A 26,485-nucleotide genomic window follows, 5' to 3' on the forward strand; every position below is an offset into this window, starting at 1 on the left:
TACGCGAAACAGGACACAAAAATGGCCATATTATTACGCGGTGGTACCGTAGTTACCCACGAAATGACTTACAAAGCCGATGTACTTTGCGAAGACGGAAAAATTACTAAAATAGGCGAAGATCTTGCTGTAAATGAATCAGATGTAGAGATAGTCGATGTCTCTGAAAAGCTAATCATGCCGGGTGGCATCGACCCGCACACACATATGCAACTGCCATTTATGGGTACGGTAGCCGCCGATGACTTTGCCTCTGGCACCGCTGCCGCCCTAGCAGGTGGCACCACGACCATTATTGACTTTGTTATCCCCAGCCCAGGACAGCCTTTGATGGAGGCTTATCAGCAGTGGCGAGACTGGTCTGAAAAATCCATGTCTAACTATACCTTCCACGTGGCGATAACCTGGTGGGATGACAGCGTTCATAAAGACATGGAAACCCTGGCTACCGAATACGGCATTAATAGCTTTAAGCACTTCATGGCTTATAAAAATGCCATCATGGCCACCGATGATATTCTGGTGTCTAGCTTTACCCGTTGTATGGAATTGGGCGCTATTGCAACCGTGCATGCTGAAAACGGTGAATTGGTGTATCACTTACAACAGCAATTAATGGAAAAAGGCATAACAGGGCCTGAAGCGCATCCATTATCTCGCCCGCCTATGGTTGAAGGTGAAGCGGCTTACCGTGCCATTAGTATTGCTGAAACCCTAGGTGCACCTTTGTATTTAGTGCATTGCTCGGTGGAAGAGTCGGTTGATGCTATTCGTTATGCACAGCAGCGCGGGCACCACGTTTATGGTGAAGTGCTGGCTGGGCATTTAACGGTAGATGATAGCGTGTATCAAGATGTCAGTTGGGAGCGCGCAGCGGCCCACGTTATGAGCCCACCGTTTAGGCCTAAAAAGCATCAAGACGTACTATGGAAAGCCCTACAATCGGGCACGTTGCAAACCACCGCTACCGACCACTGCGCTTTTTGTAATGAACAAAAAGCCATGGGTAAAGACAACTTCACTCAAATTCCAAACGGCACTGCCGGGGTAGAAGAACGCTTGGCGGTATTATGGGAAAAAGGCGTTAACGGCGGCAAAATTACCCCTAACGAGTTTGTGGCAGTGACGTCTACCAATGCTGCCAAAATCTTCAATATGTATCCTGCCAAAGGCGCGGTACGGGAAGGCTCGGATGCTGATTTAGTGATATGGGATCCGAAAGGCACAAAAGTGATTTCTGCCGACACCCATATGTCGAATATTGAAACCAATATTTTCGAAGGTATGGAAATTACAGGTGTGCCCGTTATGACCATTTGTAACGGTAATATCGCGTGGCAAAATGGCGAGTTATTAGCAAAGGCGGGCGATGGTAAATACGTGATGCGCCCCACTTACGCACCGTTTTATCAATCGCTGCAACGGCGTAAAGCCTTAGCCGAACCTAAAGCGGTAGACCGCACATCAGCGTAAAACTCAGCGTATAGCGTACAATAAAAAAGAAAAAGGCCAGTCGATTTGAAATGACTGGCCTTTCTTTTATCTTCTTTTAAATTAAAAGCTTACAGCGTAAAGCTACACCAGCTGTTGACCTTCCTTATAATATTGCAACGCCGTGGTGCTATCGTGTCTACGTTCACTAATGGCTGACAGCAATAACAGGTCATCTTTGTTCGATTCCATCTTCACGGCTTTTAATAACACTTTCTCCGCTAGAATGTCGTCACCAGCGTTAAACGCGACTCTTCCCAACGTTGAATATAACTCAACATTTTCGCTGTCTTGTTTAATCCAGCTTTCCAGCAACCGCAGTGAAGGGGCAGCATTCGGAATGTTCAACTGGGTGAAATAGGGAAATAGAGCAGGGTGCGGGCCACGTTTTTGCCACTCTACTAGCAGCGTTTGTGCTTCGGCATGCATGCCTTGTTCAAGCAATTGTTGAATATAGGCCGCGCGATATGCGTCGTCTTGCTTAATTTTACGCGGTAACCCTTCCCAGTGGGTTTTAAGCTCAGCAGCGCCGTTTTTACTGGCAATTTCAGCTAGCTTGCCCTTGGCAATTCGCTGCGACCATAAGGTGTAATCTTCTTTCGGTAACGCCTTGCGCCAACCGCTTAGCTTTTCTTGCAAGGTTTGCCATTGGCCTTGCTCTGCCATTATCGACGCTTTAAGTTGTATCACTTGTGGGTTGTTGGCTTCTTCTTCATCTAAGCTGTCTAGCTTTTCAAGTGCGTCGGTATACTTACCTTCAGAAACATCAATGCGCGCCATCACGATAGTGGCAGCTACTTTGGCACTGTCATACTCTGCTGCTTGCAGTAAGAAGTAACGGGCTTTTTGTGGGTCGTTTTGGCTTTGTGCTACTTGTGCGGCAGCCAAGTAGTTTACCCCTTCAAAATCACCATTTGTGGTTTGGCTAAGTGCCTTGTGAGCACTTTTTAGGTCGCCAGCTGCTAATGACTGTAAACCATGGTAAAAGGCACGCTTGCGTTTACGCTCACCTAATGCACCAAACCAACGGTGAGATCCCGTTACCAAGCTTAATGTCCATAACACCAACTTAGAGATAATATACCAGCTGATAATGGCGCAAATAATGATAATGCAAAAACCAATTAGGCTGGTTTCTATCGCGGTATTACCTAATGAAATCAGCACGTAGCCTTTGTCGCCCAAAATCATGGGGCCAACAATAAGCGCAACAATAAATGCGGCCAGCACCGCAAGGGCAATGACTAACCATTTCATAATGCGCTAGCTCCCTGACTGAATGCTTGTTTTACACGAGATTCTAATAATTGCTCAAGCGGCTTTTGTGATGCCAACTGACTAGGGATTGGTTGTGAAATGTCGGTATCAACAAGGTTATCAAGTGCTGAGATAAAACCAGTAACTTGGCTCTTTTCTACATCGTAATGCTCTTCAAGCATGGTTTTAGCGTAAAGCAAAGATTGCTCATACAGACCTGAGTCCGCTTTAAGTGCAGCAGACTGAGCGTGCATTAATTGTAAGCGAAGCTGCTCTTTCACTAAAAATTGAGCTTGCAGCGACATCACAGGTTCAACCGGACCCTCTAAGCTTTTCACGGTTAAGAAACCATCGACAATGGAGTGCCATACTTTCGCAAGGTTCTCTTTCCAGTCGTCCGCCGATTCAGACAGTTCGTTGCTATCAGCATTTGCGTCTACTGGTTTTTCAAAGGTATCTAACGGTAACTTATCGATTTGCGCCAACATGCCGGTGAGGGCAAGCGCCACTGAACTTTGTGATACTGGGTTCATTTGCTGAAGGGTTTGAATGTCTTCAGCAAGTTTAGCGCGAACCGGCAACACCGAAGGGTCGGCTAGTGATTTCAATCGCTTATCTGCGTTCACTAATAACAAGGTTGCTGTACGAACATCGTTTTCCAACCACAATTTTCTACCTGCCATGCGAACCAAATAATCAGCCTCGGCAATAAGCCAATCGGCAGGGCGCTGACCTTCCATGCTATTGAGTTGTTGCTGGGTTGCTTCTGCTTGTTGCACTAACGCACTGTTTTGTTGTTGCAGTGCATTAAGCGTCTCTTTCAATTCATCGTTTTGCCTATTTAGCGTACGCAATGCGTCTGCTGTCTGCTTACGATCGGCAAGCATGTCGTTGACTTGCGCTGTATTTGCCTGTTGGGCTTTGGCAAGGGAATCGCTGCTGCCTTGTTGTTGGGTGTAGTACCAGTAACCAGCACCAATAATGCCTAGAACTAAAAGGAAAATAATAATAACCACAAACCATAGAAGCTTGGTTCCCGACGATTTTTTCGTTTTTTGTGGTGTGCTTTTAGATGAAGCTTTAGGTGATACGGTATCGCTAGCGGAAGCCGTGTTCGCTGACGTCGCTTCTGATGTCGTACTTGATGATGATTCCACGCTTACCAATTCCCCGTTTTGAGGGTCCTTCTCATTCTTGTCAGACATTTAATACTCCCAATTTTCCTTTACCCAGGCAATTAATGCCTGATCGGTGGCGCGGTTGCACACCGAAACGCGTGCTATCCCAAGATTACGTAAACTCGTTGCAACTCGTTCACTTACCGTTAACCAGGGCAACGCTAATATTTGTCTACTATGAGTAGAAATAAGTTGCTTTGCTAAATTCTCGCTTGTAGCGATAATGCCGCTAACATCGCCAATTTTCCAGCGCTTTGTGTAAATTGGGTTTGTAAGTGGTTCTCTTTTATAAACACAAAACTCGGTAACCGATATGCCTCTCTCGCCCAAAACGTGAGAAAGCGTATCTCTACCACCTTCGCCCTTTATAATAACGACTTGTGTACAGTTTGCCTCATTAAGTTGCTGCATGACCAGTATACCTTCGGACGTATGTAGCGAAGGGGTGACGATTTTTAAAGGTAAATTAGTGCTGTGTAATGCGTTAGCCGTGGCATCGCCAACCGCTATTAACGTAGGGGGCGCAGATAAAAAAGAGGCTTGATTAAGTGCGTGAAGTGCTGCTGGCACGGCATAAATGCTAGTAACAATAATAATATTAATGCTGGGCGAGCCCAACAAAAACTGTTGTAGCTTGCCTGCCTTACTAGGGATGCTTTGAATATCTGATGTAGCAACGCCTATTGTATCAATACCCGCCTGTTCGAAAGCATCTGCACTTGCCTGTAACTTAGGAAGCGGGCGGGTAATTAATAGCATAAGTCAGCAACCGCATATGTTAGCGTTAACATACATTAGTCATACAATGCGCTAAGAATTTCCCCTGCACCTTGTTCAAGCAATGCCTCGGCGACTTCTACGCCAATACTCTTCGCATTTTTTGTAGGGCCTGTTGCAGAAGCGAACAATAAGGTTGAGCCATCTGGCTGTCCCACCATGCCGGTTAAGGTTATGCTGTCTCCGTCAAGGGTAGCAAAACTACCAATAGGTACTTGGCAACCGCCTTCTAAGCGTTCATTCATAGCACGCTCTGCGCTCACTCGGGTTTGAGTTTCACCATGGTTCAGCGCTTGAAGTAACGCAATAAGCTCGGCATCGTCATTGCGACACTCAATACCTACAGCACCTTGCCCAACGGCAGGAAGTGATACCGAAGCCGGTAAGCCCGTTTTAATGCGCTCTTCCATGCCCAAACGTATGAGGCCCGCCGAGGCAAGAATGATGGCATCGTATTCGCCCGCATCTAGTTTGGCGAGGCGGGTATTCACATTGCCGCGTAAGTCTTTAATTTTCAGATCTGGGCGATGCTTACGAATTTGGCATTGGCGGCGAAGGCTCGAGGTACCCACCACAGCACCTTCTGGTAACGCGTCTAAATTATCGAAGTGATTTGAAACAAAGGCATCAAATGGGTTTTCGCGTTCGCAAATAGCGTGAAGGCCAAAGCCTTCTGGGAATTCAACCGGTACATCTTTCATTGAATGCACGGCAATATCGGCTCTGCCTTCTAACATGGCGACTTCAAGCTCTTTTATAAACAAGCCTTTACCACCAATTTTCGCCAGCGGCGTATCAAGTATTCTATCGCCCTGAGTGCTCATAGGCACCAACTCAACCGCTATCCCATCGTGATGCTCTAACAGTTTCGCTTTCACGTATTCTGCTTGCCACAGCGCCAGCGCGCTTTTGCGAGTGGCGATACGAATTGTTCTCTTGGGGGCTGCTTGCATCATTAATATCCTGTCTAGGGCCTTGATTAAGGCATAGAACCTAAAGCAACCTGACGGCTTTTGCTTGAGGCTTTTGTTCGACTATAAATACATTGTACTTAAATCTTTAACTTGCGCACAGGTTTACAGTTGCGAAATTGTACGTAGAGTGACTATGACTAATGCAATCATAATATAACGATAAGCCCTCTGTTATATGGACAGTGCTTCATTACGTGAATTTCTCGAAAATACACACTTAAATAATGCCGAAGCGAAACGACGCCGATTAACGCTGTATTTTATTTCGTATATTGGCGGTTTTATTATGGCCGCGCTTGCGGTTCAAAATTTAGCGCGGGGTGATCACTATCTTGCGTTTTGGTTAGGTTTTTTTTCGTTTTCAGTTTTTGTTAATGCCGCGTTGTCGCATATTTTTAAAAACAGTAATATTTTTTACTATATAGCGGGGTTTGTCGTTGCGGTAATGGTGGCTGTGCTCACCATTACCGGCGGCTACAATAACACTGGGCTGCACTTCGTGTACCCGATCATTTTGATTCAAATTATTATTGTGCGTTTTAGAGCTGCTATTTTTTACGTCACGGGTACAGTAGTCGTATTAGCCTTTATCGTTTACAACCAAGAATCCATTCCCGCGAACTATCGTGGTGAGGATGTCTCTCGCTTCTTAATAGCGCTTGGCTGTTTCATTGTGGTTGCGTTTATTTCTGAATACTTTTGGCACAAAAGCAGAAAAGAGATGATGACCGATAATTTAGAGAAGCTTCGCCAAGCTAACTCTGACCCGTTAACGAAAGTACCAAACCGGCGTTTTCTGGAATCGGTTTATTTTGAACGCGCAATTAAAAACCCAGCGGATTACTTTCCTTTAAGTGTTGTGGTGGTGGATATCGATTATTTTAAAAAAATAAACGATAACTACGGTCATGATGTAGGAGACAGAGTACTAATTAAGCTTGCTACACTAATGAAAAAAGCGATTAGATCCACCGATGTTGTGTCACGAACCGGGGGAGAGGAATTTCTAATTCTTTACCCCAAAACAAGCTTGAGTGTGGCAGTGAAGTTGGCTGAAAAAATTCGTGTGGAGATTGAAAAGTCACCTTTCATAGAAGGCAATATTCACCATCCGATCACAGCCAGTTTTGGGGTGGCGACAGCACTCACTGACATCAACATCAATGATGCGATTAAACTGGCCGACGAGCACCTTTACGAAGCGAAAGGTGCTGGCAGAAACCGTGTTATGTAGTGCTAACTCACTGAGCGAATAAACCTGCTATTTAGTAGCGCTGTACTAGCGAGACGATGTAGCCTAAGGCGCTTAGTAAAAGAACCTAACCCAAAAAGCCTAAGCAAGTACCTTTTGAAGCCACGCTGAAATATCACTGATTTCTTGCATACAGACGTTGTGCTGCATGGTATAGGTTTGCCAAGTGGCGTTAAAGCCGTTATCGGTTAACGTTTTATAAGCCGCATTACCCATAAAAATAGGCACGACTTCATCTTGTTCGCCATGAGCCATCATGATGGGTATGTCTCGATTTACGTCGGTAGCTTCTTGTGCCAACAAACTTGGTTCACACATATAAGTGGAAAGTGCCATAACACCAGCCAACTTATGCTTAAAGCGAGGCGCAAGGTGAAGTGCAATAACCCCCCCTTGTGAGAAGCCTGCTAATACAATCCTATCGGTAGGAATGCCTTTGTCGACTTGCTCTTGGATAAGTGTTTCTACATGAGCGGCAGACTCAAGCACACCACTTAAGTCTGCACGGCTATTAAAATCGAGTGACTTTATGTCATACCAAGCACGCATCCGCATACCACCATTAATGGTAACTGGGCGCTCTGGAGCATGAGGAAAAATAAATTTTACCGACATACTATCGGGTAGCTTTAACTCAGGCACGATAGGCGCAAAGCCATGACCCGAGTCGCCTAAACCATGAAGCCAAATCACACAGGCGTTTGGCGTAGAGCTGGGGTTGTGTTCAACGTAAGGCAAAGTTGTTGCTCCATGTTTATGTGTCGTACTTTTTGTCTTTCCCTAAAACAGCGCCGAATTTAAGCTAACGGTAAATGCATTGCTTTGTTAAAGGTACACGCGTAGGCAATGTGAGTATGTGTTCGAAACGATTGCTACTACGGCTTAACGGTTCAATATGCTATCATTGCTCCACGAAATCACCATATTTTAAGATATATTTAATACTTTCATGGCATCATTACTCGGAAACTTATTTATACTTGCAGCGCCATCAGGCGCAGGAAAATCCAGCCTTATAAAGGCGCTAATGGAAAAGTACGCGTCTAATAGCGATAATGCAATGGAAGTGTCAGTGTCCCACACTACCCGTAAACCTCGTCCGGGGGAAGTGGATGGGCAGCATTATCATTTCGTCAGCCGTGAACAATTTGAAGCGTTAATTGAACAAGGCGTTTTCTTTGAATGGGCTGAAGTGTTCGGTAATTACTACGGCACTTCACGGGTAACCATTGAACAAACCTTGCACCGTGGTATAGATGTATTTCTAGATATTGATTGGCAAGGCGCACGTCAGGTGCAAAAGCTCATGCCAGATACCTGCGGTATTTTCATTTTGCCTCCTTCAATCGAGGTGCTAGAGCAACGTTTAACCAATCGTGGTCAAGATAGCGATGAAGTGATTGCCGGTAGAATGAAAGAAGCCGTGGCAGAAATGTCCCATTTTAGTGAGTTCAGCCACGTTATTGTTAACGATGATTTTGCGACCGCGCTTAACGATTTAGAAGCGATTGTGATTTCACAGCGTTTACGAACAATGAAACAACAAATGCGTTATCAGCCTTTATTGGACGAATTGCTCGGATCTGCTTAATATTTATATTGTTTTAATTTCAAACAAACCGCTAGGATCGCACTCTACAAAGGTGTATACTACGCGGCCGTTTTTTGAATTACTTGATCAACCTAATTTTCGGAGAAATACATGGCCCGCGTAACAGTTGAAGATGCCGTAGATAAAATTGGTAACCGCTTTGATTTGGTTTTGGTAGCGGCTCGTCGTGCACGCCAAATTGCCACCGAAGGTAAAACTCCAATGGTTGATGTGCAAAACGATAAGCCTACCGTAACTGCACTTCGTGAAATCGAAGAAGGTTTGGTAACTGCTAGCACATTAGAACAAGACGATTTGCGTGATCAAGAACAACAAGAACACGCTGAATTTTCGTCAGTAGCAAACATTCTTTCTGATCAATAGTTACACCAGCAGGGTAACTATTGTATGTTTAAGCGCCAGTGCTTTGAAAAAAGCACTGGCGCTTTGCTTTTTGGGTATTGGCTAAAGGCTCAATTCTACGTATTCTAAAGGTTGTAACGTTAATCAGGAGTCGCACTAGTCCGTGTATTTGTTTGAAGGCTTAAAACAGAAAGTAATAAAGTACTTGCCTGCTGACCGAGTTCAGCTGGTACAAGAGGCGTTTGTGTTGGCTCAAGAAGCCCACGATGGACAAATGCGCTCAAGTGGCGACCCTTATATTACGCACCCTGTTGCTGTTGCCAGTATTCTTGCCGACATGCATTTAGACCATGAAACTCTCATGGCAGCTTTGCTACACGACGTGATTGAAGATACCCATTACAGCCAGGAAGATCTTGCTGAAGCTTTCGGTGAAACCGTTGCTGAGCTGGTGGAAGGGGTAAGTAAGCTAGATAAAATTGCTTTTAGCAGTAAGCAAGAAGCACAGGCTGAAAACTTCCGTAAAATGATGATGGCCATGGTGCAAGACATCCGGGTTATTCTGATTAAGCTAGCTGACCGTACCCACAATATGCGTACACTCGGTTCGCTTCGCCCTGACAAACGCCGTCGTATTGCTCTTGAAACCCTTGAAATTTATGCACCTATTGCCCATCGCTTAGGTATTCACGATATTAAAAATGAGCTAGAAGACTTAGGTTTTCTTGCCATGTACCCTATGCGCCATCGCGCACTGAAATCAGCGGTTCGCCAAGCACGCGGTAACCGTAAAGAAATTATTGAAAATATTCGTGAAGAACTTAGCACTCGCTTAACGGCTTATAAAATTGAGTCGGACGTGCTGGGCCGCGAAAAGCATCTGTACTCTATTTACCGCAAAATGCGTAACAAAGAACTCATGTTCAACGAAGTGATGGACATTTACGCGTTTCGTATTGTGGTCGATTCAGTCGATAATTGTTATCGCTCGTTAGGGGCTATGCATAGCTTGTATAAGCCAATTGAAAATCGCTTTAAAGATTACATTGCCATTCCCCGTACCAATGGCTATCAGTCGTTGCACACCTCGCTTATTGGCCCCCATGGTATTCCGGTAGAAATACAAATTCGTACCCAAGAAATGGATCAAATGGCAGATAAAGGGGTTGCCGCGCATTGGCTTTATAAAGAGCCTGGCGACAACGGCACTACTGCGCAACTCAGAGCGCGTAAGTGGATGCAGTCGTTACTTGAGCTTCAACAATCAGCCAGTTCATCCTTCGAATTTATTGAATCGGTTAAAACCGATTTATTCCCAGAAGAAATATACGTGTTTACCCCAGATGGCCGCATTATTGAGCTGCCCATGGGCGCTACGGCTGTAGACTTCGCCTACGCGGTGCATTCAGATATTGGTAACACCTGCGTTGGGGTTCGAGTAGAGCGTAGAAACTACAGCTTAAGTAAGCCACTACAAAATGGCCAAACCGTAGAGATTATTACCTCACCTAAAGCTAAGCCCAATGCTAATTGGCTGAACTTCGTAGTAAGTGCTCGCGCACGCACCCGCATTCGCCAATATTTGCGTAAACAGCATTCGCAAGAAGCAGTGAACATGGGTAATCGCTTACTGCGCCATGCATTAGGTGAAGTGAAGCTGGACGATATTCCAGAGGCCGATATTGAACGGGTAGTGGCTGAAACTAAGCATGACGACTTTGATTCTTTACTTATAGATATAGGCTTAGGTAACGAGCTAAGCGCTATTGTTGCCCGCCGATTGTTAGGTGAGAACACAGATTTACCAGAGAAAAAAGGTAACGTGGCTATCCGCGGTACCGAAGGATTATTGGTGCATTATGCCCGTTGTTGTCACCCTATCCCTGACGATGAAATTGTGGCGGTATTAAGCCCTGGCCGTGGTATGACGATTCACCAAATTGGTTGCAACAACATTCGCAAGCTTTCAAAAGAAGAGCCTCAGCGCGTATTACCAATGCGTTGGGACGATGAACCTCAAGGTGAATTTAAAGCCTCGCTGCGAATTGAACTGTTTAATCATCAGGGAACCCTTGCTACCCTAACGAACACAATTTCTGGTTGCGATTCCAATATTATTGGACTGCAAACAGAAGAAAAAGAGAGTAATATCTACTTTATCGACATCGAAATTACCACGCAAAATCGCGTACATTTGGCAAGAGTGATGAAAAAAATCCGCACCATGCCAGAGGTTCAGAAAGTGTCACGTCATAGTCAGTCCAGACACTAACTTTTTAAAAATTTTTAGGATCCATTATGTCTAAGTCTATTATTCAGACCGATAAGGCACCTGCCGCTATTGGTACTTACAGTCAAGCCGTTAAGGCTGGCACAACAGTATATCTTTCAGGCCAAATTCCTTTAGTGGCAGAGACCATGGAAATGGTTTCAGAAGACTTTGCTGAACAAGCGGTACAGGTTTTTGAAAACTTAAAAGCGGTGTGTGATGCCGCGGGTGGCACCACCAACGACTTGGTAAAAGTGAACATCTTTCTTATCGATTTAAGTCACTTTGCGACGGTAAATGAAATTATGAGCCGTTACTTTACCAAACCATATCCAGCCCGTGCTGCAGTGCAAGTGTCTGCATTGCCTAAAGGCGCACAAATTGAAATCGACGGCGTGATGGAATTGCCGGAGTAAGCCATGTCGCCAGAGCGCTACCTTCGCATTCGAAGTGCGTTGGCAAAAAGGCAAACTGACCTTACGGTTTGCCTTGAAAATGTACACAAACCCCACAATGTATCGGCGGTAGTCCGTACTTGTGATGCCATTGGCATTCACCGCGTGCATACCGTGTGGGAAGAGAAATATCAGTTTCGTGGCGACACCGCCATGGGCAGCCAGCAATGGGTTCGCCAAACTAATCACGACAGTTTAGGAAACGCTATAGGCGCACTGAAGCAGCAGGGTATGCAAGTGTTAGTCACTCATTTGTCTGATACTGCCGTGGGCTTTCGTGAGGTGGATTACACCAAACCTACCGCGATTATTTTTGGTCAAGAACGCTACGGCGCTACCGATGAAGCCATTGCTATGGCCGATCAAGATATCATCATTCCTATGGCGGGCATGGTGCAGTCGTTGAATGTGTCGGTTGCGGCAGCGTTAGTGCTTTATGAAGCACAGCGTCAGCGGGAACTAGCCGGCATGTACGATGTTGAACACTTACCCGAAGAAGAATGCCAAAAACTCTTGTTCGAAAGAGGTTACCCCAGACTGTGCGCTCTAAGTAAGACGAAAGGGGTTCCATATCCTGCGATTGACGACATTGGCCGCATTGATGCACCAGCAAGTTGGTGGAAGCAAATGCAGCTAACGCCTGAAGCGTTACACGCCCTATCTGACAATGACGAGGCAGTGACTACGCGCGCCTAGCCCAGCCAGACTCGTAGACCTGTCATACTGGCCTTAAACCGTACTCGCCAAGCTTCTCGCAATCTATTACACTTCGTTTCTAATAAATGATTGCTTTCATTACCCTAATGAAATCATACGCTTGTTTTAAGGAATGTCGGTCAAATGCAAACTCTTGCCACCACGCCCATCACCGCCCTAAAAGGGGTAGGCGCTAAAGTGGCCGAAAAGCTGGCTAAAATTGGCTTATTTACCTTACAAGACGTGCTGTTTCACTTGCCGCTGCGTTATGAAGACAGAACACGGGTTTACAGTGTGGCAGAGTGCCGTCCGTTTACTCATGTTAGTGTGCAGGGCGAAGTGAAAAGCGCCGACATCCAATACGGCAAAAAACGCATGTTAGTGGTGAAGCTAAGCGATGGTACAGGCACTATTACTTTACGCTTTTTTCACTTTGGCGCAGTGCAGCGCACGATGATGACACCGGGCAACCTAATACGATGTTTTGGTGAAGTTCGCACCGGTAAGTGGGGCATTGAAATGATGCACCCCGAATTCAAATTAATCGATGAAGACGCACCGCTAGAAGCAGAATCTTTAACGCCGGTTTACCCCACCACCGAAGGGGTAAAGCAACTCACCCTGCGAAATTTAACCGACCAAGCGCTTAAAATGTTAGATAAAGGCGCACTGGCCGACTTACTGCCTGAAGGTATGTACAGCGACCAGATAAGCCTAAACGAAGCATTGCATGCGGTACATCGGCCAGCCCCCGATACCGATGTGCATGAAATGGAAGAAGGGCTTCACCCTGCTCAGTATCGATTAATTTTAGAAGAGCTTTTGTCACACCATTTAAGTGTATTAAAAGTTCGTAAGCTTTCAGATGCGCAGCCTGGTATTAGCATTAAGGTCGACAAGCCTCTTATTGAAAAAATGTTGGCCCAATTACCGTTTTCTCCCACAGGGGCACAGCAGCGGGTAGTGGCCGATATTCAGCAAGATATGCAACACCCCAGGCCCATGATGCGCTTAGTGCAAGGCGACGTAGGCTCAGGGAAAACCTTAGTGGCCGCTCTTGCGGCGCTATCTGCTATTGGGGCTGGGCATCAGGTTGCGCTTATGGCTCCCACCGAATTACTTGCCGAACAGCATGCGAACAACTTTCGAGAATGGTTTGCACCGCTGGGGATAGAGATTGGGTGGCTAGCCGGTAAGCTTAAAGGCAAAGCCCGCACCGAAGTGTTAGCGCGGCTTGAAAGTGGCGATGTACAAATGTTGGTGGGCACCCACGCGATTTTTCAAGAAAGCGTAAACTACCAACAACTCGCGTTAGTGATTGTGGATGAGCAGCACAGATTTGGTGTACATCAACGCCTTGCGCTTCGAGATAAAGGCGAACAGCAGGGGCGATACCCGCACCAGTTAATTATGACGGCCACCCCTATACCTCGAACGCTGGCCATGACTGCCTATGCCGACCTAGATACCTCAGTAATCGATGAATTACCTCCGGGAAGAACCCCTGTGACCACAGTGGTATTGCCGGATAGCAGGCGAGGGGATGTTATTGAGCGTGTTCGCACAGCCTGCAAAGAAAACGGTAGGCAAGCCTATTGGGTTTGTACCCTTATTGATGAATCGGAAGTGTTGGAATGCCAAGCCGCTGAAGATGCTGCGGTTATCCTTCGCACAGCACTACCTGAACTTAACGTAGGTTTAGTGCACGGGCGCCTAAAGCCAGCTGAAAAACTACAAGTAATGGCTGATTTTAAAGCCGGTGAGCTCGATTTACTGGTGGCTACAACCGTTATTGAGGTTGGGGTAGATGTACCCAATGCCAGTATTATGATTATTGAAAACCCCGAACGATTAGGTTTAGCTCAGCTACACCAACTTCGCGGGCGAGTAGGGCGTGGGGCGGTAGAAAGCCAATGCGTACTTATGTACCAAAGCCCTTTGTCTAAAACGGCTACTCAGCGATTAACTGTGCTGCGAGAATCTAACGATGGGTTTTATATTGCCCAACGAGACTTAGAAATTCGTGGGCCAGGAGAATTTATGGGTACTCGTCAAACCGGTATGGCGGAACTTAAAATTGCCGACTTAGTGCGAGACGCCGCGCTTATTCCCAAAGTACAAGAAATTGCCTATACCTTATGGGAGCAATATCCTTCCCATGCACAAGCCATTATCAACCGCTGGATAGGGCACAAGGAGCAATATGGCCATGCTTAATACTTTGCCTCTTGTGATTGCTAGCACCGAAGGCGATACCCACTTTGAAAGCGACAAAGCCCTCGCGCTAACGATCAGTAAAAACTGGGGTTTTGCGATTGAAGAAAAGCCCGTTGAAGGATTTTATCTGCAAGTCAGTCACGATGTACTTGGGCTTGCTGATGCGAGCGAAAAGAAAACACTGCCTGTTGAAGTTGATTTTGCTTCCCCGGCTAGCTTATATCGCAAAGCCCATGGCGGCGGTAGAAAAGAGCCTATTGTAAAAGCGGTGGGGTTGAAAGGTGATGTACTTAAAGGTGCAACACCTTGGCACGTAGTAGATGCTACGCCGGGTTTAGGCAGAGATGCATTTGTGTTAGTTAGCGTAGGCTGCAAGGTCACTATGATAGAGCGTTCACCCATTGTAGCCGCGTTGCTTGAAGATGGTATTCGACGTTTACAACAGCGCTTCCCAGAACTTGCAGAACGATTAGCACTACAACATGGAAATAGTGCCGATGTAATGCAATACTGGAATGGTGAAAACGTAGATGCGATTTACTTAGACCCTATGTTTCCGCATAAAAAGAAATCAGCCTTGGTGAAGAAGGAAATGCGATTGTTTCAACAATTGCTTGGACACGACCCCGACGCCGACGCGTTACTCGCGCCTGCGTTGGCATTAACGTCGTCTAGAGTAGTGGTAAAACGCCCTAATAGTGCAGAAGTGTTAGCGGGAAATAATCCATCAATGGCAATAGAAAGTAAAAAACATAGATTCGATGTGTATTTACGTCAAAAATCCTAGGAGAGCAGCATGATAGAAGTTGGTAGCACCTTGCCCGAGGTGGATTTCAGCCTTTTAGTAAACGGTGAGATGACAAACCCCGGCACTGCCGAGCTTTTTAACGACAAGCGTGTAGTAGTGTTTGCAGTGCCTGGCGCGTTTACGCCAACCTGTTCTCAAGCACATCTACCGGGCTATGTAGCATTGACAGATAAAATTAAAGCTAAAGGCGTAGATACGGTTATTTGCTTATCGGTTAACGATGCGTTCGTGATGGACGCATGGGGAAAAGCGAATAACGCTGAAGAGATTATGATGCTGGCAGACGGCAACGGTCATTTCACTAAGCAAATTGGTTTAGACATGAATACCAGCGACTTTGGTGGCTTGCGCTCAATGCGTTACGCCATGTTAGTTGAAGACTGCGTAGTGAAAAAAATCAGTGTAGAAGATCCTGGTCGCTTTGAAGTCAGTGATGCCGAGAGCATGCTAAAAAGCTTGTAACAGCAAATTCAATACTAAGCACTAAACCTATTGAAAGGCCTGAGCATACTGTGACGTAATGCTCAGGCTTTTTTTTGATCGTAAAAATTACCACCCAAACCCAGTTAGCAAGCCTAAGTTTGTAAACGTCATAAAATTATAGATAGATTTTTACGATTGCCTAGCCTGAATAAAGTTGATCGCATAGTGTCGTTAAAATGTAATATAACTATGTCGCAAACAGCCAGTGAATAGCGGTTATACGATGAATTGCTAAACGCAACTTTCGGTGCAAACACCGTAGTTACTGACTTCAATGTCAATTTGGTAATGCGAAAGTATGTCATAATCATACGTCGAGTTACCTTTACTTAATTAATGATAATAAGTATCATTTGCATAATTAAAAGCGTACTAGGAAAAGTGATGACAACAACAATCAAGAAGCTAAGTGCCTCGGTATTAGTATTAGCAGTGACCTTATCATTGGGCACAAGCAGCGCCTTTGCAAATGGTGTAATCAGCGAACATGTAAACAATCTTCAAGCTCATATTGGTGAGTACACAGAAGAAGTGCACTGGTTAGAAGAAAAATTCGGCAGTGTTGTTGATGCGTACGAAAAAGACAGCAAAAACGTGGACACAGACGTGTTAATTGAATATTGGGAAGAAGTCGATTTTCATTCTGCGATTGAAACTCAGTACGTACCTGTTTATGCGTCTATATGGCAGGGTATCTATGGCATTAAAATGGGTATCGAAAACGGCAAATCTGTAGAAGACGTTCGCGCAGAGCAAACCAAACTTAATCAAGCCTTGTGGCAAGCGTTAGGCGCAGTTAAACTTGCGTCACAATATCAAAAGCAGGGTTTGGTTGCCAAAGTACAAACCACTGAAGTTGAACCAACCACCGCGCCTGAAGTTATTGACGATATTAAAAAGCGTTTAGATCGCGTAGTGGCTAAATCGGCAGAGCAACTGACTGAAGTTGCCACCACCTTGGTTCACGATACTTACTTACAACGCTTTGAAGGGGTAGAAGGGGCGCTAATTGAATTAGACGCCGACCTAGTTGAAGACTTAGAAAAAGACTTTAACGTAACCCTTCCACAAGCAATTACTGGCGGTAAAGGCGTAGAGGCGGTTCGTGGTGTAGTGGAAACTATGCAAACGAAATTAGATCGCGCTCGTTCCTTGTTAGTAGAAGCAGAAAAAAGTCGTAAAGACGTTTTCTAAGGAATAGTTTTTTCAAATGCAACGTAGAACATTTTTACAAGGTTTAGCCGCCGCAGGTGCGTTAGGTAGTTTACCTATCAGCAGTTTGAGCTTTGCCAACACCATTGCAAGTGTGTCGGTAGAATCCCTTCCTAAGTTGGAAGGTGATCTCACCCTTTATTTAGGGCGTGGCGAAGGTGGTTTGTATGAAAATGTGCTCGATGCCATTAAAAAACGTAATCCACAGCTTAACCTAAAAATTAGACGCGGCGCTTCAGCCGCGTTAGCCAATACCCTTGCTGCAGAAGCAAAAGCAGGGGTGAAGCGCGCCGATTTATTTTGGGCGGTAGATACCGGCAGTATTGGCATGGTAACCGATTCAGGTTTAGCGAAGCCGTTACCTACCGACTTAACCACGCAATTGAAAGACGGTTTCCAATATCCTAGCTGGACACCCGTTACCGGCCGTATTCGTACATTGCCGTATAACACAGAGCGGGTAACCCCCGATCAAATCCCAGATAGCGTAATGGCCTTAGCTGATAGTGATTTAGCGTTGGGTTGGGCTCCGGCTTATGCCTCATTCCAGTCATTCGTTACCGCTATGCGCATTTTAGAAGGTGAAAAGGCCACGGCCGATTGGCTTAAAGGCGTTAATAGCAAAGCGAAAAAATACGCAGGCGAACTTGGCGTAGTCATGGGCGTTGAACGGGGCGAAGTGGATATGGGCTTTGCTAACCATTACTACACGTTGCGCTTAAAAGCCGGTAAGCCAAACGCTAATGTTGCCCTTGCCTATACGCAAAACGATGCAGGCTGTTTAGTCAATGCTTCGGGTATTGTGGCATTAAGCGAAGGTGATTTACCTGTTAACTTTATCCGCTATTTACTGAGCCGCGAAGTACAAGGGTATTTGGCAAGCGAAGCGTACGAAATTCCGTTGGTACAAGGTGTTACACCGCCGCAAGGCTTACCTGCATTATCTGAAATATCGCCACCCGATATGGATCTCAGAAAACTAGCAGATTTACGCCCCACGCTTAACCTTATGCGAAAAGTCGGGGTGCTGTGAGCAACTGGCCAAAGTCGTACCCGCTGGCTCTAATTATCGCGTTAATGGCATTGTTGCCAGTAGGCGTTTTATTTTCGTTAGCATCAGATAGCGCAGAAATTTTCGACACCCACAACTTGCGCGTACTCGGCAACACCGTATCACTTATGGTGCTGACTATTATTGGCTCGGTACTTATAGGTGTGCCTCTAGCGCTCTTTACTGCTTACGTGCAAATGCCGTTCAAACGATTTTGGCTAATTCTTTTAGCTGCGCCCTTAGCCTTACCCAGCTATATCGGTGCGTTCGCCATGTACTTTTCTTTTGGCCGTGGCGGCGAAATAGAAAACGTATTAGGAATTACCACCCCCAGTATTGATGGTTTGTGGGGCTCGGCCTTGGTGATGTCGTTGTACACCTACCCCTTTGTGATGATGACCACACGGGCGTCGTTACTTAGCCTTGATGCCAGCCTAATCAATGCGGCCCGCACCCTTGGTGTATCTTTGTATAAAAGTTTGTGGCGCGTGGTATTACCTCGTGTAGCCACCAGTATTGCAGCCGGTGCTTTATTAGCCGCACTTTATGCACTGTCTGACTTTGGTACGCCTGCCATCATGGGATTAGACACCTTCACCCGCGTTATTTTTGTCGAATACAATGCCTTTGGCTTAAGCCAAGCTGCCATGCTGAGCTTGCAGTTAATGGTGATTGTAGGGTTGATCTTATTCATTGAAAGTCGTATTGGCGGCGCCAAAGAACGCCCCGGCAGGCATTTAAGTTTATGGCCAGCCCGTTGGCAACGTAACCTTATGTTATTAGCGGCAATGCCTATATTGTTGCTGGCTATTGTATTGCCTCTTGCGGTATTCACTCTGTGGCTAATACGGGAAGGTACCGGTGGGTTTGAATTTAGTTATGCGTGGAATTCGGCTTATGCGTCTTTCCTAGCTGCTATTGTGGCTGTTATTTTGGCTATACCCGTTGCCCACGCGGCTATTGCAGGCAAAGCTGGACGTTTAATGGAACGCATTACTTATTTTGGTTTTGGCGTACCTGGCATCGTGATGGGTACTGCATTGGTTTACGTTGGCCTTCAATTACCTTATTTGTATCAAACCTTGGGTTTATTGGTGATGGCGTATGTTCTACGCTTTATACCCCTTGCCGTAGGCAGTGTGCGTAGTACCGCAGAGAATTTAGATACCGGATTAGTGAAAGCAGCACGAGTGTTAGGGGCTAGCCCTCGCGAAGCATTTATGCGCATTACGTTGCCACTTACCTTAAGGGGCATGATAGCCGGTGCCGCTTTGGTGTTTTTAGAAGCCATGCGAGAATTACCTGCCACCCTAATGTTGGGGCCAACGGGGTTTGAAACCTTAGCCACCTACATGTGGCGTGTGTACGAAGCAGGTTACTTCGGCCGTGCTGCTGTACCGGGGTTATTGCTGGTATTGTTATCGGGCTTTGGATTAATATTAATGCTTTCTGGCGAACGCCGGGCCCAGTTTACCGTTTCCGAGGATGATCGTAGTTAATGCTTAAAGTGAGTGAGTTGTCAGTTAATTATGGTGCTACCCGTGTAGTGAATAAGCTCAACCTAGAATTAGGTTCAGACGAAATTCTCATGCTGGTGGGCCCAACAGGCTGCGGTAAAACCACTATCTTACAGGCATTAGCAGGCCTTATCCCTATTTCAGAAGGGCAAATGACCCTTGGCAACTGGACCGCCACGCCGAAGAAAACGGTGCCTCCTGAAAAACGCAATGTAGGCATGGTGTTTCAAGATTTCGCACTGTTCCCTCATTTGACCGTTCAGCAAAATGTTTGCTTCCGTTTAAAAGATACTAAGCTTGCCGATCATTGGCTAAAGCTTCTTGGCCTTGAAGATTTTCGTGATGCTAAGCCTGCTCGTTTATCGGGTGGTCAAAAGCAACGTGTTGCACTAGCCCGTACCTTGGCACACGGGCCGGCATTTGTTTTATTAGATGAACCCCTATCAAACCTAGACGCTGCCTTAAAAGACAGCCTTCGTTGGGAAATTCGCGATGCCCTTAAAGCTGCAGGCGTGCCTGCTATTTGGGTAACTCACGACCAAGAAGAAGCCTTAAGCGTAGGTGACAGGGTAGGGATATTAAATAAAGGCGTACTAGAGCAACTTGCAACCCCAGAAGCATGTTACTCAGAGCCCGCCAGCCGTTTTGTGGCTCGATTTATGGGTGAAGCTAGCTTTATTCCAGGTACCTTCGATAACGGCATCGTTACCACTGACATTGGCACTGTGCCTGGCACATCAGTAGATGGTGCTAACGGCAAGGTAGACTTGTTAGTGCGCCCTGACGATTTAAGTTTACGTGCAGACCATGAATGCCCCAATGGCACTGTAGATTGGGTACGTTACGAGGGGGAAAGCCGCCTTTATGCCGTAACCCTAGACAGCGGCAGCCAGTTAAAGGTACGTGTAAGCCACGAAAACGCCATGAAACCGGGTGCGCGAGCACACATGGCACTCATCACTACGCATCCTTTAGCGGTGTTTTCGCGAGCATAAACTTTCGCACTCGAAGACTAAAAACCCCTATCTACCAATACACTACACCAGTGGTTTAAAATTAAACTGCTGGCACACATTGTAGCCCCCCAGCATTTACGTATAATTCAGCTCGTTTTTGCCCTATGCCTTATTATTAGACAGTTAGGGTAATTAGAACGATATTCCAAGTCAGGTACAGCAATTAAAGGTGAGTAGTGTGAAACAGCGTGATGTAATTGTGATTGGTGCTGGTGCAGCAGGGCTGTTTTGTGCAGCGCAAGCCGGTGCCCGTGGGCGCAGTGTAGAAGTGCTCGATCACGCCAAAAAAGTAGGTCGTAAAATCCTTATGTCTGGAGGCGGACGCTGTAACTTCACCAATATGTACGCTGGCCCTGAAAACTTTCTATCGCAAAACCCACACTTTTGTAAGTCGGCATTAAGCCGCTACACCCAATGGGATTTTATTGGATTGGTAGCAGAGCACGGTATTGCCTATCACGAAAAAACACTCGGCCAGCTATTTTGCGACGACAGCGCGAAAGATATTGTAGAGCTCCTGCTAAAAGAGTGTGATAAAGCGGGGGTAACTATTACCACACGCTGCGACATTGTAAGCGTTGAAAAAACCGAATCAGGTTACACGCTTAACACTTCTTTGGGTGAATACCAATGTGAGTCACTCGTTATTGCCACCGGCGGCTTAAGCATGCCGAAGCTAGGCGCAACACCATTTGGTTACAAAGTGGCAGAGCAGTTCGGCTTAAATGTGCTACCCACTCGCGCAGCTCTAGTACCTTTCACCCTGCAAGATAAAGACAAAGACGTATTAGCCGAACTCAGCGGCATTGCCATAGACGTAAATGCACAATGCAACGACACCTCATTCCGTGAAGCTATGCTGTTTACACATCGCGGCCTAAGTGGCCCAGCCATGCTACAAATCTCAAGCTATTGGGAAGCTGGCGATGCGTTAAGTATTAATACGCTCCCAACTGAAGATGCGCAGGCGCTTATTAATACGGCGCGCACCGACACGCCAGATGCCCTACTGGCAACCTGTTTAAACAAAGTGTTCCCCAAACGCATGGTACAAAGCTTTATTGAATATCATCAATGGCGCAATGTACCGGTGAAGCAGCTGAGCCACAGCGAATGCGAGGCTATTGCTAACACGCTAGAAAACTGGCAAATAAAACCAAACGGCACCGAGGGTTACAGAACCGCCGAAGTTACTATTGGTGGTGTAAACACCAATGAGCTATCGTCTAAAACCATGATGGCTAAAAACGTAGAAGGCCTTTATTTTATAGGCGAAGTGGTAGATGTAACCGGTTGGTTAGGGGGCTTTAATTTCCAGTGGGCTTGGAGCAGCGGCTGGGCAGCCGGGCAGGTGGTGTAGTTGTGTTGGCAGACAATAAAGTTTGTCCATAGACAATAAAGTTTGTCCACACTACTTAATATATACAATAAAGTTTGTCCTTTCATCTGGCTTACTCTATTCTACGATTAGTCATTAATTATTTAGCCGTGGCTTTTTTATGGCAAGACGCAAGTTAGAAACATTTCCTGACTACAATCGAGCATTGAAAAACAAATATGGGATTGGTGAGGGTGAATTTTATAAACCGTGGCTAAGAGTTCAAGATGTAACATCTAAAGGTGTGCGTTCTCAGATTCCAGGTATTAAATCGAAGCGAAAGCATCATTTCATGTCGTTGATTGAAACTGAGTTGTTTTATTTAGCTGAATTTAGTGATTCGGTTGTCGATATTAGGGAGCAATTCCCTCTTCTCCCCATTAATTTATCAATAAAAATTGCTAAATCATTAGATATTAAACATCCGGCACATCCTGTAAGTAAAGAACCCATAGTAATCACTACCGATTTATTACTGACTCGAAAAATTAATAACGCAATCGTTTATGAAGCATTTTCAGTTAAACCTGAGGGTGACTCAGGTGATCTTCGGGTTATTGAAAAAATTGAAATAGAGCGCCTTTGGTGGGAACTATTGGGTGTTAAGTTCCACTATTACACTGGTAGCCAAGATACTGCTATTCAAAGTAAAAACATCAAATGGGCGACTCACAGTATACGTTCAGATATACCAACCTTTTCAGATAACTATATATCGGCAGGTTTACAGCTTATTCCGATAGGCAAGGTGTTTATTAAAGATATTTGCAATGACTTTATGAAGCATTTGGAGATTAAACCTGAAAATGCGTTAGAGCTATTAAGAAGCTTAATTGGTTATAAATATATAAGCGTCAATTTATCTAACCAATTAGAGCGTGATGATATTATTGAAATTTATTCGAAAGCTGATTTTAATCAAGGTGTCGCGCTTGGAAATTCTTAGGAATAGCATTTGGGACATAAAAAGCTTTGATGGTGTCGAGTCTGGCTTATGGCGAATATTGTTAGCAGACGAAGCCCATAATTTTACTATCATGTATCCTATTAATGATTCTAAAAAGGAAAAACGGCCTATTTTGGTCGATTTCGATGCCTTCAAACATGCCATAAGTGAGCATTACATTTTCAAAGGCAGTTTCAAATTACCTGTATATATGTTGAAGGATGACTCAGAAATTAGTGAGCAACATATTAAAATCAGGGATGAAAACTATGCGTTAATCAAAGAGTTAGTTGATGATCAAGATCTTCTTATTAAGCTGTCTACGGTTAGGCGAGTAAATAGTGTTGGTCGCCACGCTGACAAGGTGGGTGCAGGTGTGAGAAAGATCCACCGATTACTCAAACAATTTTACAAGTATGGGCAAACCCGAAATGCTCTTCTACCTGCGTATAGTGCCTGTGGAGGACTTGGTAAAACAAAGATTGTGAAGACTACACCTTTAGGTTCGCCCAAAAAAGCAAGAACGCTAACGGTAGAGAGAACAAATAATTTCATCGTAACAGATGTTGATAAGAGTAAGTTCCGTAAGATTCTCAAAAAACATTATTTCAAAGCCCATGGCAAACCTCTTTCAGATACTTACAAAGAGATGCTACGAACTTACTATTCAGATGAAATAAAAATGGCAAATGCACTAGGAAGCGTTCCTTACGTGCCTAGTTTGAGGCAGTTAAGTTATTGGAAGCGGAAACTCTTTAGTGACGCAGAATCAATTAGATTGACAACCACTGAGCGAGATTATTTGCTTAATCGAAGGGGGGTGATGGGAAGCGCAAGCACGAAGTGGTCAGTACCTGGAGATTGTTTTGAAATTGACGCAACAGTTGCTGATGCTCATATCGTCTCAGAATGGTCACCAAATCTGATTCTCGGTCGCCCTACTATTTACTCAATTGTAGATAGAGCAAGCGGGGCAATATGTGGAATAAACGTATCTTTGTTCTATGCGTCATGGAGAGCAGCCCGTCAAGCACTTGCTAACGCTTTCCTACCTAAAGTGTCTTACTGCAAAGAGTTTGGCATTGATATTCAAGATAGCGATTGGCCGATTCATCATATTCCACTCACACTAATGTGTGACAATGGAGAAATGATAGGCCTCCAGCCGCAAAAGCTTGTTGTCCCCTTAACTGAACTGCAATTATCACCACCCTATCGACCTGATTTTAAGTCATTTGTAGAGAATCGCTTCGGGCTTCTCAACAAGGAATTGATTCATGATCTATTAGGAACAACGCGTGGTGGCAAAGTGGTACGCGGAGATAAAGATCCTCGAAAGGATGCGATTTATACCCTTAAAGATTTCACTAAACTACTTATAAACGCTGTCCTTGAGCTTAATAGATCAAAATACGATAGATTGGCTGAATCGAGTCCTCTACTTATAAAACATAATCTAACACCGAACCCAATTAATTTTTGGAAAATAAATGTTCTAAATCATAAACATTCATTACAAATTGCGAATGAGAGTGAGGTCATTAGTCGGATGTATCCGCCGGCGAAGTCAACAATGACCGAGCGAGGCATTGAATTTAATGGACTTTATTACTCTTGTGAACGAGTAATTAAGGACAATTTGGCCGCAATTGCTAGGACAAACGGGAGTTGGAAGCTTGATGCCCGTATTAATGAAAATACGACAAATTATATGTATGTCAGGTTCAACAAAAATGATGACTTTGTTAAGTGTAATCTCCTCCCACGAAGCAATATGTTCGAGAGCAAGCCAATGTATGAAGTGGAAGTATTCCAAGATTGGCGTGAGCAGAAAGATGCTGAAACACCGATAACTGTAGAATCTATTGATAGCAGCACGATGCGTAAAGAAAAGGAAAAATCAGCAAAAGCTACGACTCCCGAAAAACCAGCGCCCTTTTCCCAACGCGTTAAAAATATCCGCGAAAATAGAAAAAATGAAATTAATAACACGAGTAATGTGATTGATGACAGCAGACCTACAGAACCATTATCGCCTGAATCTGTAGCAATTGATTCGGCGAAAAAGAAAACAGTGTTTTTACCTCGCAGACCAAAAGGGAAGTAAACAGTGCGTACAGAACAAGCATCTTACCACGAAGCAATTCTTCCTGAATACAGGGGTAATCCATGGATAGAGGCACTACCTAGAAAAGTAAGTGCCGATGAGATAATGGATAAATTCAGTAATTACCCCGATCTTGATACTCATATTCGAGAAAACTCCGATCCATTGATTAGAGCTGAATATACAATCCGTTTAAAGGCGCTTCGCCAACCGCTTCCACTTTATGCTGAGGTTTTCAGAGCTATAGAAACTGCGATTAAAGATGGTTATTCAGCAAGAAATCCATTTACTCCATCAACTGCACAATATCTTCATTATGCATCCGATGAGCGACCCAAAATTGAACCTAAAACAGGTTATTTTGAACCGAAAGCAGAAGGGTTGACCTTAGTTGGCGATAGCGGTGTGGGCAAATCTAGCATGCTTGAGCAAGTGCTTAACTATTTCCCAAATGTAATAATGCATAACAATTACAATGGCAAAAAAATGGAGTATCAACGCCAGATTGTGTGGATTAAAGTTGATTGCCCTCACAATTCAAGTGTACGCGACCTATGTGAAGAAATACTTTCTTGCATTGACGATATTGTCCAAGAGGGAAAAACAAAACCTGCAACAACTATAGGAGCATTAACCAGACAAATAGAGCAAAAAATTAAGGTGAACTTCTTAGGCATGCTTGTTATCGATGAAATGCAAAGGCTTACTTTAAAAAGAACAGGGGGAGAGAACAATCTTCTTAATTTTATACATACCCTTGTAAACAAGTTGGGTATACCGATGTTCTTCTGCGCAAATCCGCCATTTGACGATACTTTAGCGCGAACACTCAAAGCTGCTAGACGAGCAGAAGGTGGCGGTTATTTTATAATGAAGCAACTTACTAGGAACAGTCAGGAATGGGAATATTTTATACAAGAACTATGGGATTTGCATTGGACTGATATTACAACTGAGCTGACTGAGGAGTTAAACAATACAATTTTTGAGCTTTCTGTTGGTAACCTTGACATGGCTCATCGTATATACAGAGATGCGCAAAGGCTGGTCATAGGCTCGGGTGACGAGCGTATTACAGTAGGAGTTCTGCAACAAGCGGCGCTTAGTGCTCTTGGCTTATCGTCTAAAACAAAAGAAGTGATAAATTTGCGCGATGAAATCACAATGCCTCGCCGTAACCGCCGTGTTGCCAATCAAACAATTGTCACTGAGGTTAAAGATACCTCAATTACATCTGCTCCTATTGCAGACGTAACAAGGCCGCAGCATCCTGAATTCTCAGCGAAGCTATTAGAATTAACTGCCTGTATCGATCTTCTATCTCGCATTGAGGATCCAGACTTATTAAGACGGGGAGTGGACGAGGTGGATGCCAATGAATATTTTCGTGGTATTGGCATCCTTTGCGACGATCCACTAAAGCAACTTGCATGATGCGTGGTTTAAG

General features: G+C 44.9%; 23 protein-coding genes. 18 read left to right on the forward strand and 5 right to left on the reverse strand.

The window, feature by feature from the left end:
• Nucleotides 1-21 precede the first annotated feature (21 nt).
• Nucleotides 22-1,473 carry a dihydropyrimidinase gene (gene hydA / locus J5X92_RS06755; protein WP_126872676.1) on the forward strand — a complete coding sequence of 484 codons (1,452 nt, stop codon included), beginning with the start codon at nt 22-24 and terminating at the stop codon, nt 1,471-1,473.
• 102 nt (nt 1,474-1,575) lie between these two features.
• Here the strand turns inward: hydA and J5X92_RS06760 are convergent, their stop codons facing one another.
• The 4 genes from J5X92_RS06760 to hemC are packed head-to-tail and all read right to left on the reverse strand — an operon-like array spanning nt 1,576 to nt 5,656.
• Nucleotides 1,576-2,748, reverse strand: coding sequence for a heme biosynthesis HemY N-terminal domain-containing protein (locus J5X92_RS06760; protein ID WP_126872675.1), 1,173 nt, complete (start codon nt 2,746-2,748; stop codon nt 1,576-1,578).
• The gene (locus J5X92_RS06765) at nt 2,745-3,953 is read right to left on the reverse strand and encodes a uroporphyrinogen-III C-methyltransferase (protein ID WP_013786074.1); all 1,209 of its coding nucleotides are present in this window, start codon (nt 3,951-3,953) and stop codon (nt 2,745-2,747) included. The genes J5X92_RS06760 and J5X92_RS06765 overlap by 4 nt, the downstream gene beginning before the upstream one ends.
• Nucleotides 3,954-4,685 (reverse strand): uroporphyrinogen-III synthase, encoded by a 732-nt coding sequence (locus J5X92_RS06770; RefSeq protein WP_208805172.1) that lies wholly within the window; start codon nt 4,683-4,685, stop codon nt 3,954-3,956.
• A 35-nt stretch (nt 4,686-4,720) separates the two neighbouring features.
• Nucleotides 4,721-5,656 carry a hydroxymethylbilane synthase gene (gene hemC, locus J5X92_RS06775; RefSeq protein WP_126872726.1) on the reverse strand — a complete coding sequence of 312 codons (936 nt, stop codon included), beginning with the start codon at nt 5,654-5,656 and terminating at the stop codon, nt 4,721-4,723.
• Nucleotides 5,657-5,852: 196 nt separating this feature from the next.
• Between hemC and J5X92_RS06780 the strand changes: the two genes are divergently transcribed.
• Complete coding sequence (locus J5X92_RS06780) at nt 5,853-6,911, forward strand: GGDEF domain-containing protein (RefSeq protein ID WP_126872673.1); 1,059 nt, start codon at nt 5,853-5,855, stop codon at nt 6,909-6,911.
• A 99-nt stretch (nt 6,912-7,010) separates the two neighbouring features.
• On the opposite strand, the gene J5X92_RS06785 is transcribed toward J5X92_RS06780, so the two are convergent.
• Nucleotides 7,011-7,667: an alpha/beta fold hydrolase gene (locus J5X92_RS06785; RefSeq protein WP_126872672.1), complete on the reverse strand. Its 657-nt coding sequence runs from the start codon at nt 7,665-7,667 to the stop codon at nt 7,011-7,013.
• 211 nt (nt 7,668-7,878) lie between these two features.
• Here J5X92_RS06785 and gmk point away from each other — a divergent pair, with 211 nt between their 5' ends.
• The 16 genes from gmk (at nt 7,879) to J5X92_RS06865 (ending at nt 26,472) form a co-directional block, all read left to right on the forward strand.
• Nucleotides 7,879-8,520 (forward strand): guanylate kinase, encoded by a 642-nt coding sequence (gene gmk / locus J5X92_RS06790; RefSeq protein WP_013786069.1) that lies wholly within the window; start codon nt 7,879-7,881, stop codon nt 8,518-8,520.
• A gap of 111 nt (nt 8,521-8,631) precedes the next feature.
• On the forward strand, nt 8,632-8,904 hold the full coding sequence (gene rpoZ / locus J5X92_RS06795; protein ID WP_057794791.1) for a DNA-directed RNA polymerase subunit omega: 273 nt from the start codon (nt 8,632-8,634) through the stop codon (nt 8,902-8,904).
• A gap of 142 nt (nt 8,905-9,046) precedes the next feature.
• Nucleotides 9,047-11,155 (forward strand): bifunctional GTP diphosphokinase/guanosine-3',5'-bis pyrophosphate 3'-pyrophosphohydrolase, encoded by a 2,109-nt coding sequence (spoT, locus tag J5X92_RS06800; RefSeq protein ID WP_126872671.1) that lies wholly within the window; start codon nt 9,047-9,049, stop codon nt 11,153-11,155.
• A gap of 26 nt (nt 11,156-11,181) precedes the next feature.
• The gene (locus tag J5X92_RS06805) at nt 11,182-11,568 is read left to right on the forward strand and encodes a RidA family protein (RefSeq protein WP_013786066.1); all 387 of its coding nucleotides are present in this window, start codon (nt 11,182-11,184) and stop codon (nt 11,566-11,568) included.
• A gap of 3 nt (nt 11,569-11,571) precedes the next feature.
• The gene (gene trmH / locus J5X92_RS06810; protein ID WP_126872670.1) at nt 11,572-12,303 is read left to right on the forward strand and encodes a tRNA (guanosine(18)-2'-O)-methyltransferase TrmH; all 732 of its coding nucleotides are present in this window, start codon (nt 11,572-11,574) and stop codon (nt 12,301-12,303) included.
• Nucleotides 12,304-12,447: 144 nt separating this feature from the next.
• Nucleotides 12,448-14,520, forward strand: a complete 2,073-nt coding sequence (recG, locus tag J5X92_RS06815) for an ATP-dependent DNA helicase RecG (RefSeq protein ID WP_013786064.1) — start codon at nt 12,448-12,450, stop codon at nt 14,518-14,520.
• Complete coding sequence (locus J5X92_RS06820) at nt 14,513-15,307, forward strand: class I SAM-dependent methyltransferase (protein ID WP_208805236.1); 795 nt, start codon at nt 14,513-14,515, stop codon at nt 15,305-15,307. The genes recG and J5X92_RS06820 overlap by 8 nt, the downstream gene beginning before the upstream one ends.
• Before the next feature lie 9 nt (nt 15,308-15,316).
• A complete protein-coding gene (locus tag J5X92_RS06825; RefSeq protein ID WP_208805173.1) occupies nt 15,317-15,790 on the forward strand; it encodes a peroxiredoxin in 474 nt (157 codons plus the stop codon).
• 405 nt (nt 15,791-16,195) lie between these two features.
• Nucleotides 16,196-17,005, forward strand: coding sequence for a hypothetical protein (locus J5X92_RS06830; protein WP_013786061.1), 810 nt, complete (start codon nt 16,196-16,198; stop codon nt 17,003-17,005).
• A 16-nt stretch (nt 17,006-17,021) separates the two neighbouring features.
• Nucleotides 17,022-18,056: an extracellular solute-binding protein gene (locus J5X92_RS06835; protein ID WP_126872668.1), complete on the forward strand. Its 1,035-nt coding sequence runs from the start codon at nt 17,022-17,024 to the stop codon at nt 18,054-18,056.
• Nucleotides 18,053-19,573 carry an iron ABC transporter permease gene (locus J5X92_RS06840; protein WP_013786059.1) on the forward strand — a complete coding sequence of 507 codons (1,521 nt, stop codon included), beginning with the start codon at nt 18,053-18,055 and terminating at the stop codon, nt 19,571-19,573. The genes J5X92_RS06835 and J5X92_RS06840 overlap by 4 nt, the downstream gene beginning before the upstream one ends.
• Nucleotides 19,573-20,586 carry an ABC transporter ATP-binding protein gene (locus J5X92_RS06845; protein ID WP_013786058.1) on the forward strand — a complete coding sequence of 338 codons (1,014 nt, stop codon included), beginning with the start codon at nt 19,573-19,575 and terminating at the stop codon, nt 20,584-20,586. The genes J5X92_RS06840 and J5X92_RS06845 overlap by 1 nt, the downstream gene beginning before the upstream one ends.
• Nucleotides 20,587-20,785: 199 nt before the next feature.
• Entirely contained in the window at nt 20,786-21,967 is a 1,182-nt protein-coding gene (locus J5X92_RS06850) for an NAD(P)/FAD-dependent oxidoreductase (RefSeq protein WP_013786057.1), read from the forward strand.
• Between the two features lie 139 nt (nt 21,968-22,106).
• Entirely contained in the window at nt 22,107-22,931 is an 825-nt protein-coding gene (locus J5X92_RS06855) for a TnsA endonuclease N-terminal domain-containing protein (protein ID WP_208805174.1), read from the forward strand.
• Entirely contained in the window at nt 22,909-25,038 is a 2,130-nt protein-coding gene (locus tag J5X92_RS06860; protein WP_288389266.1) for a transposase, read from the forward strand. Before J5X92_RS06855 ends, J5X92_RS06860 begins: the two co-directional genes overlap by 23 nt.
• Nucleotides 25,039-25,041: 3 nt before the next feature.
• Nucleotides 25,042-26,472 carry an ATP-binding protein gene (locus J5X92_RS06865; RefSeq protein ID WP_208805176.1) on the forward strand — a complete coding sequence of 477 codons (1,431 nt, stop codon included), beginning with the start codon at nt 25,042-25,044 and terminating at the stop codon, nt 26,470-26,472.
• Nucleotides 26,473-26,485: the final 13 nt, after the last annotated feature.

It is taken from the genome of Alteromonas sp. K632G, assembly GCF_017653625.1.
Lineage (GTDB): Bacteria > Pseudomonadota > Gammaproteobacteria > Enterobacterales > Alteromonadaceae > Alteromonas > Alteromonas naphthalenivorans.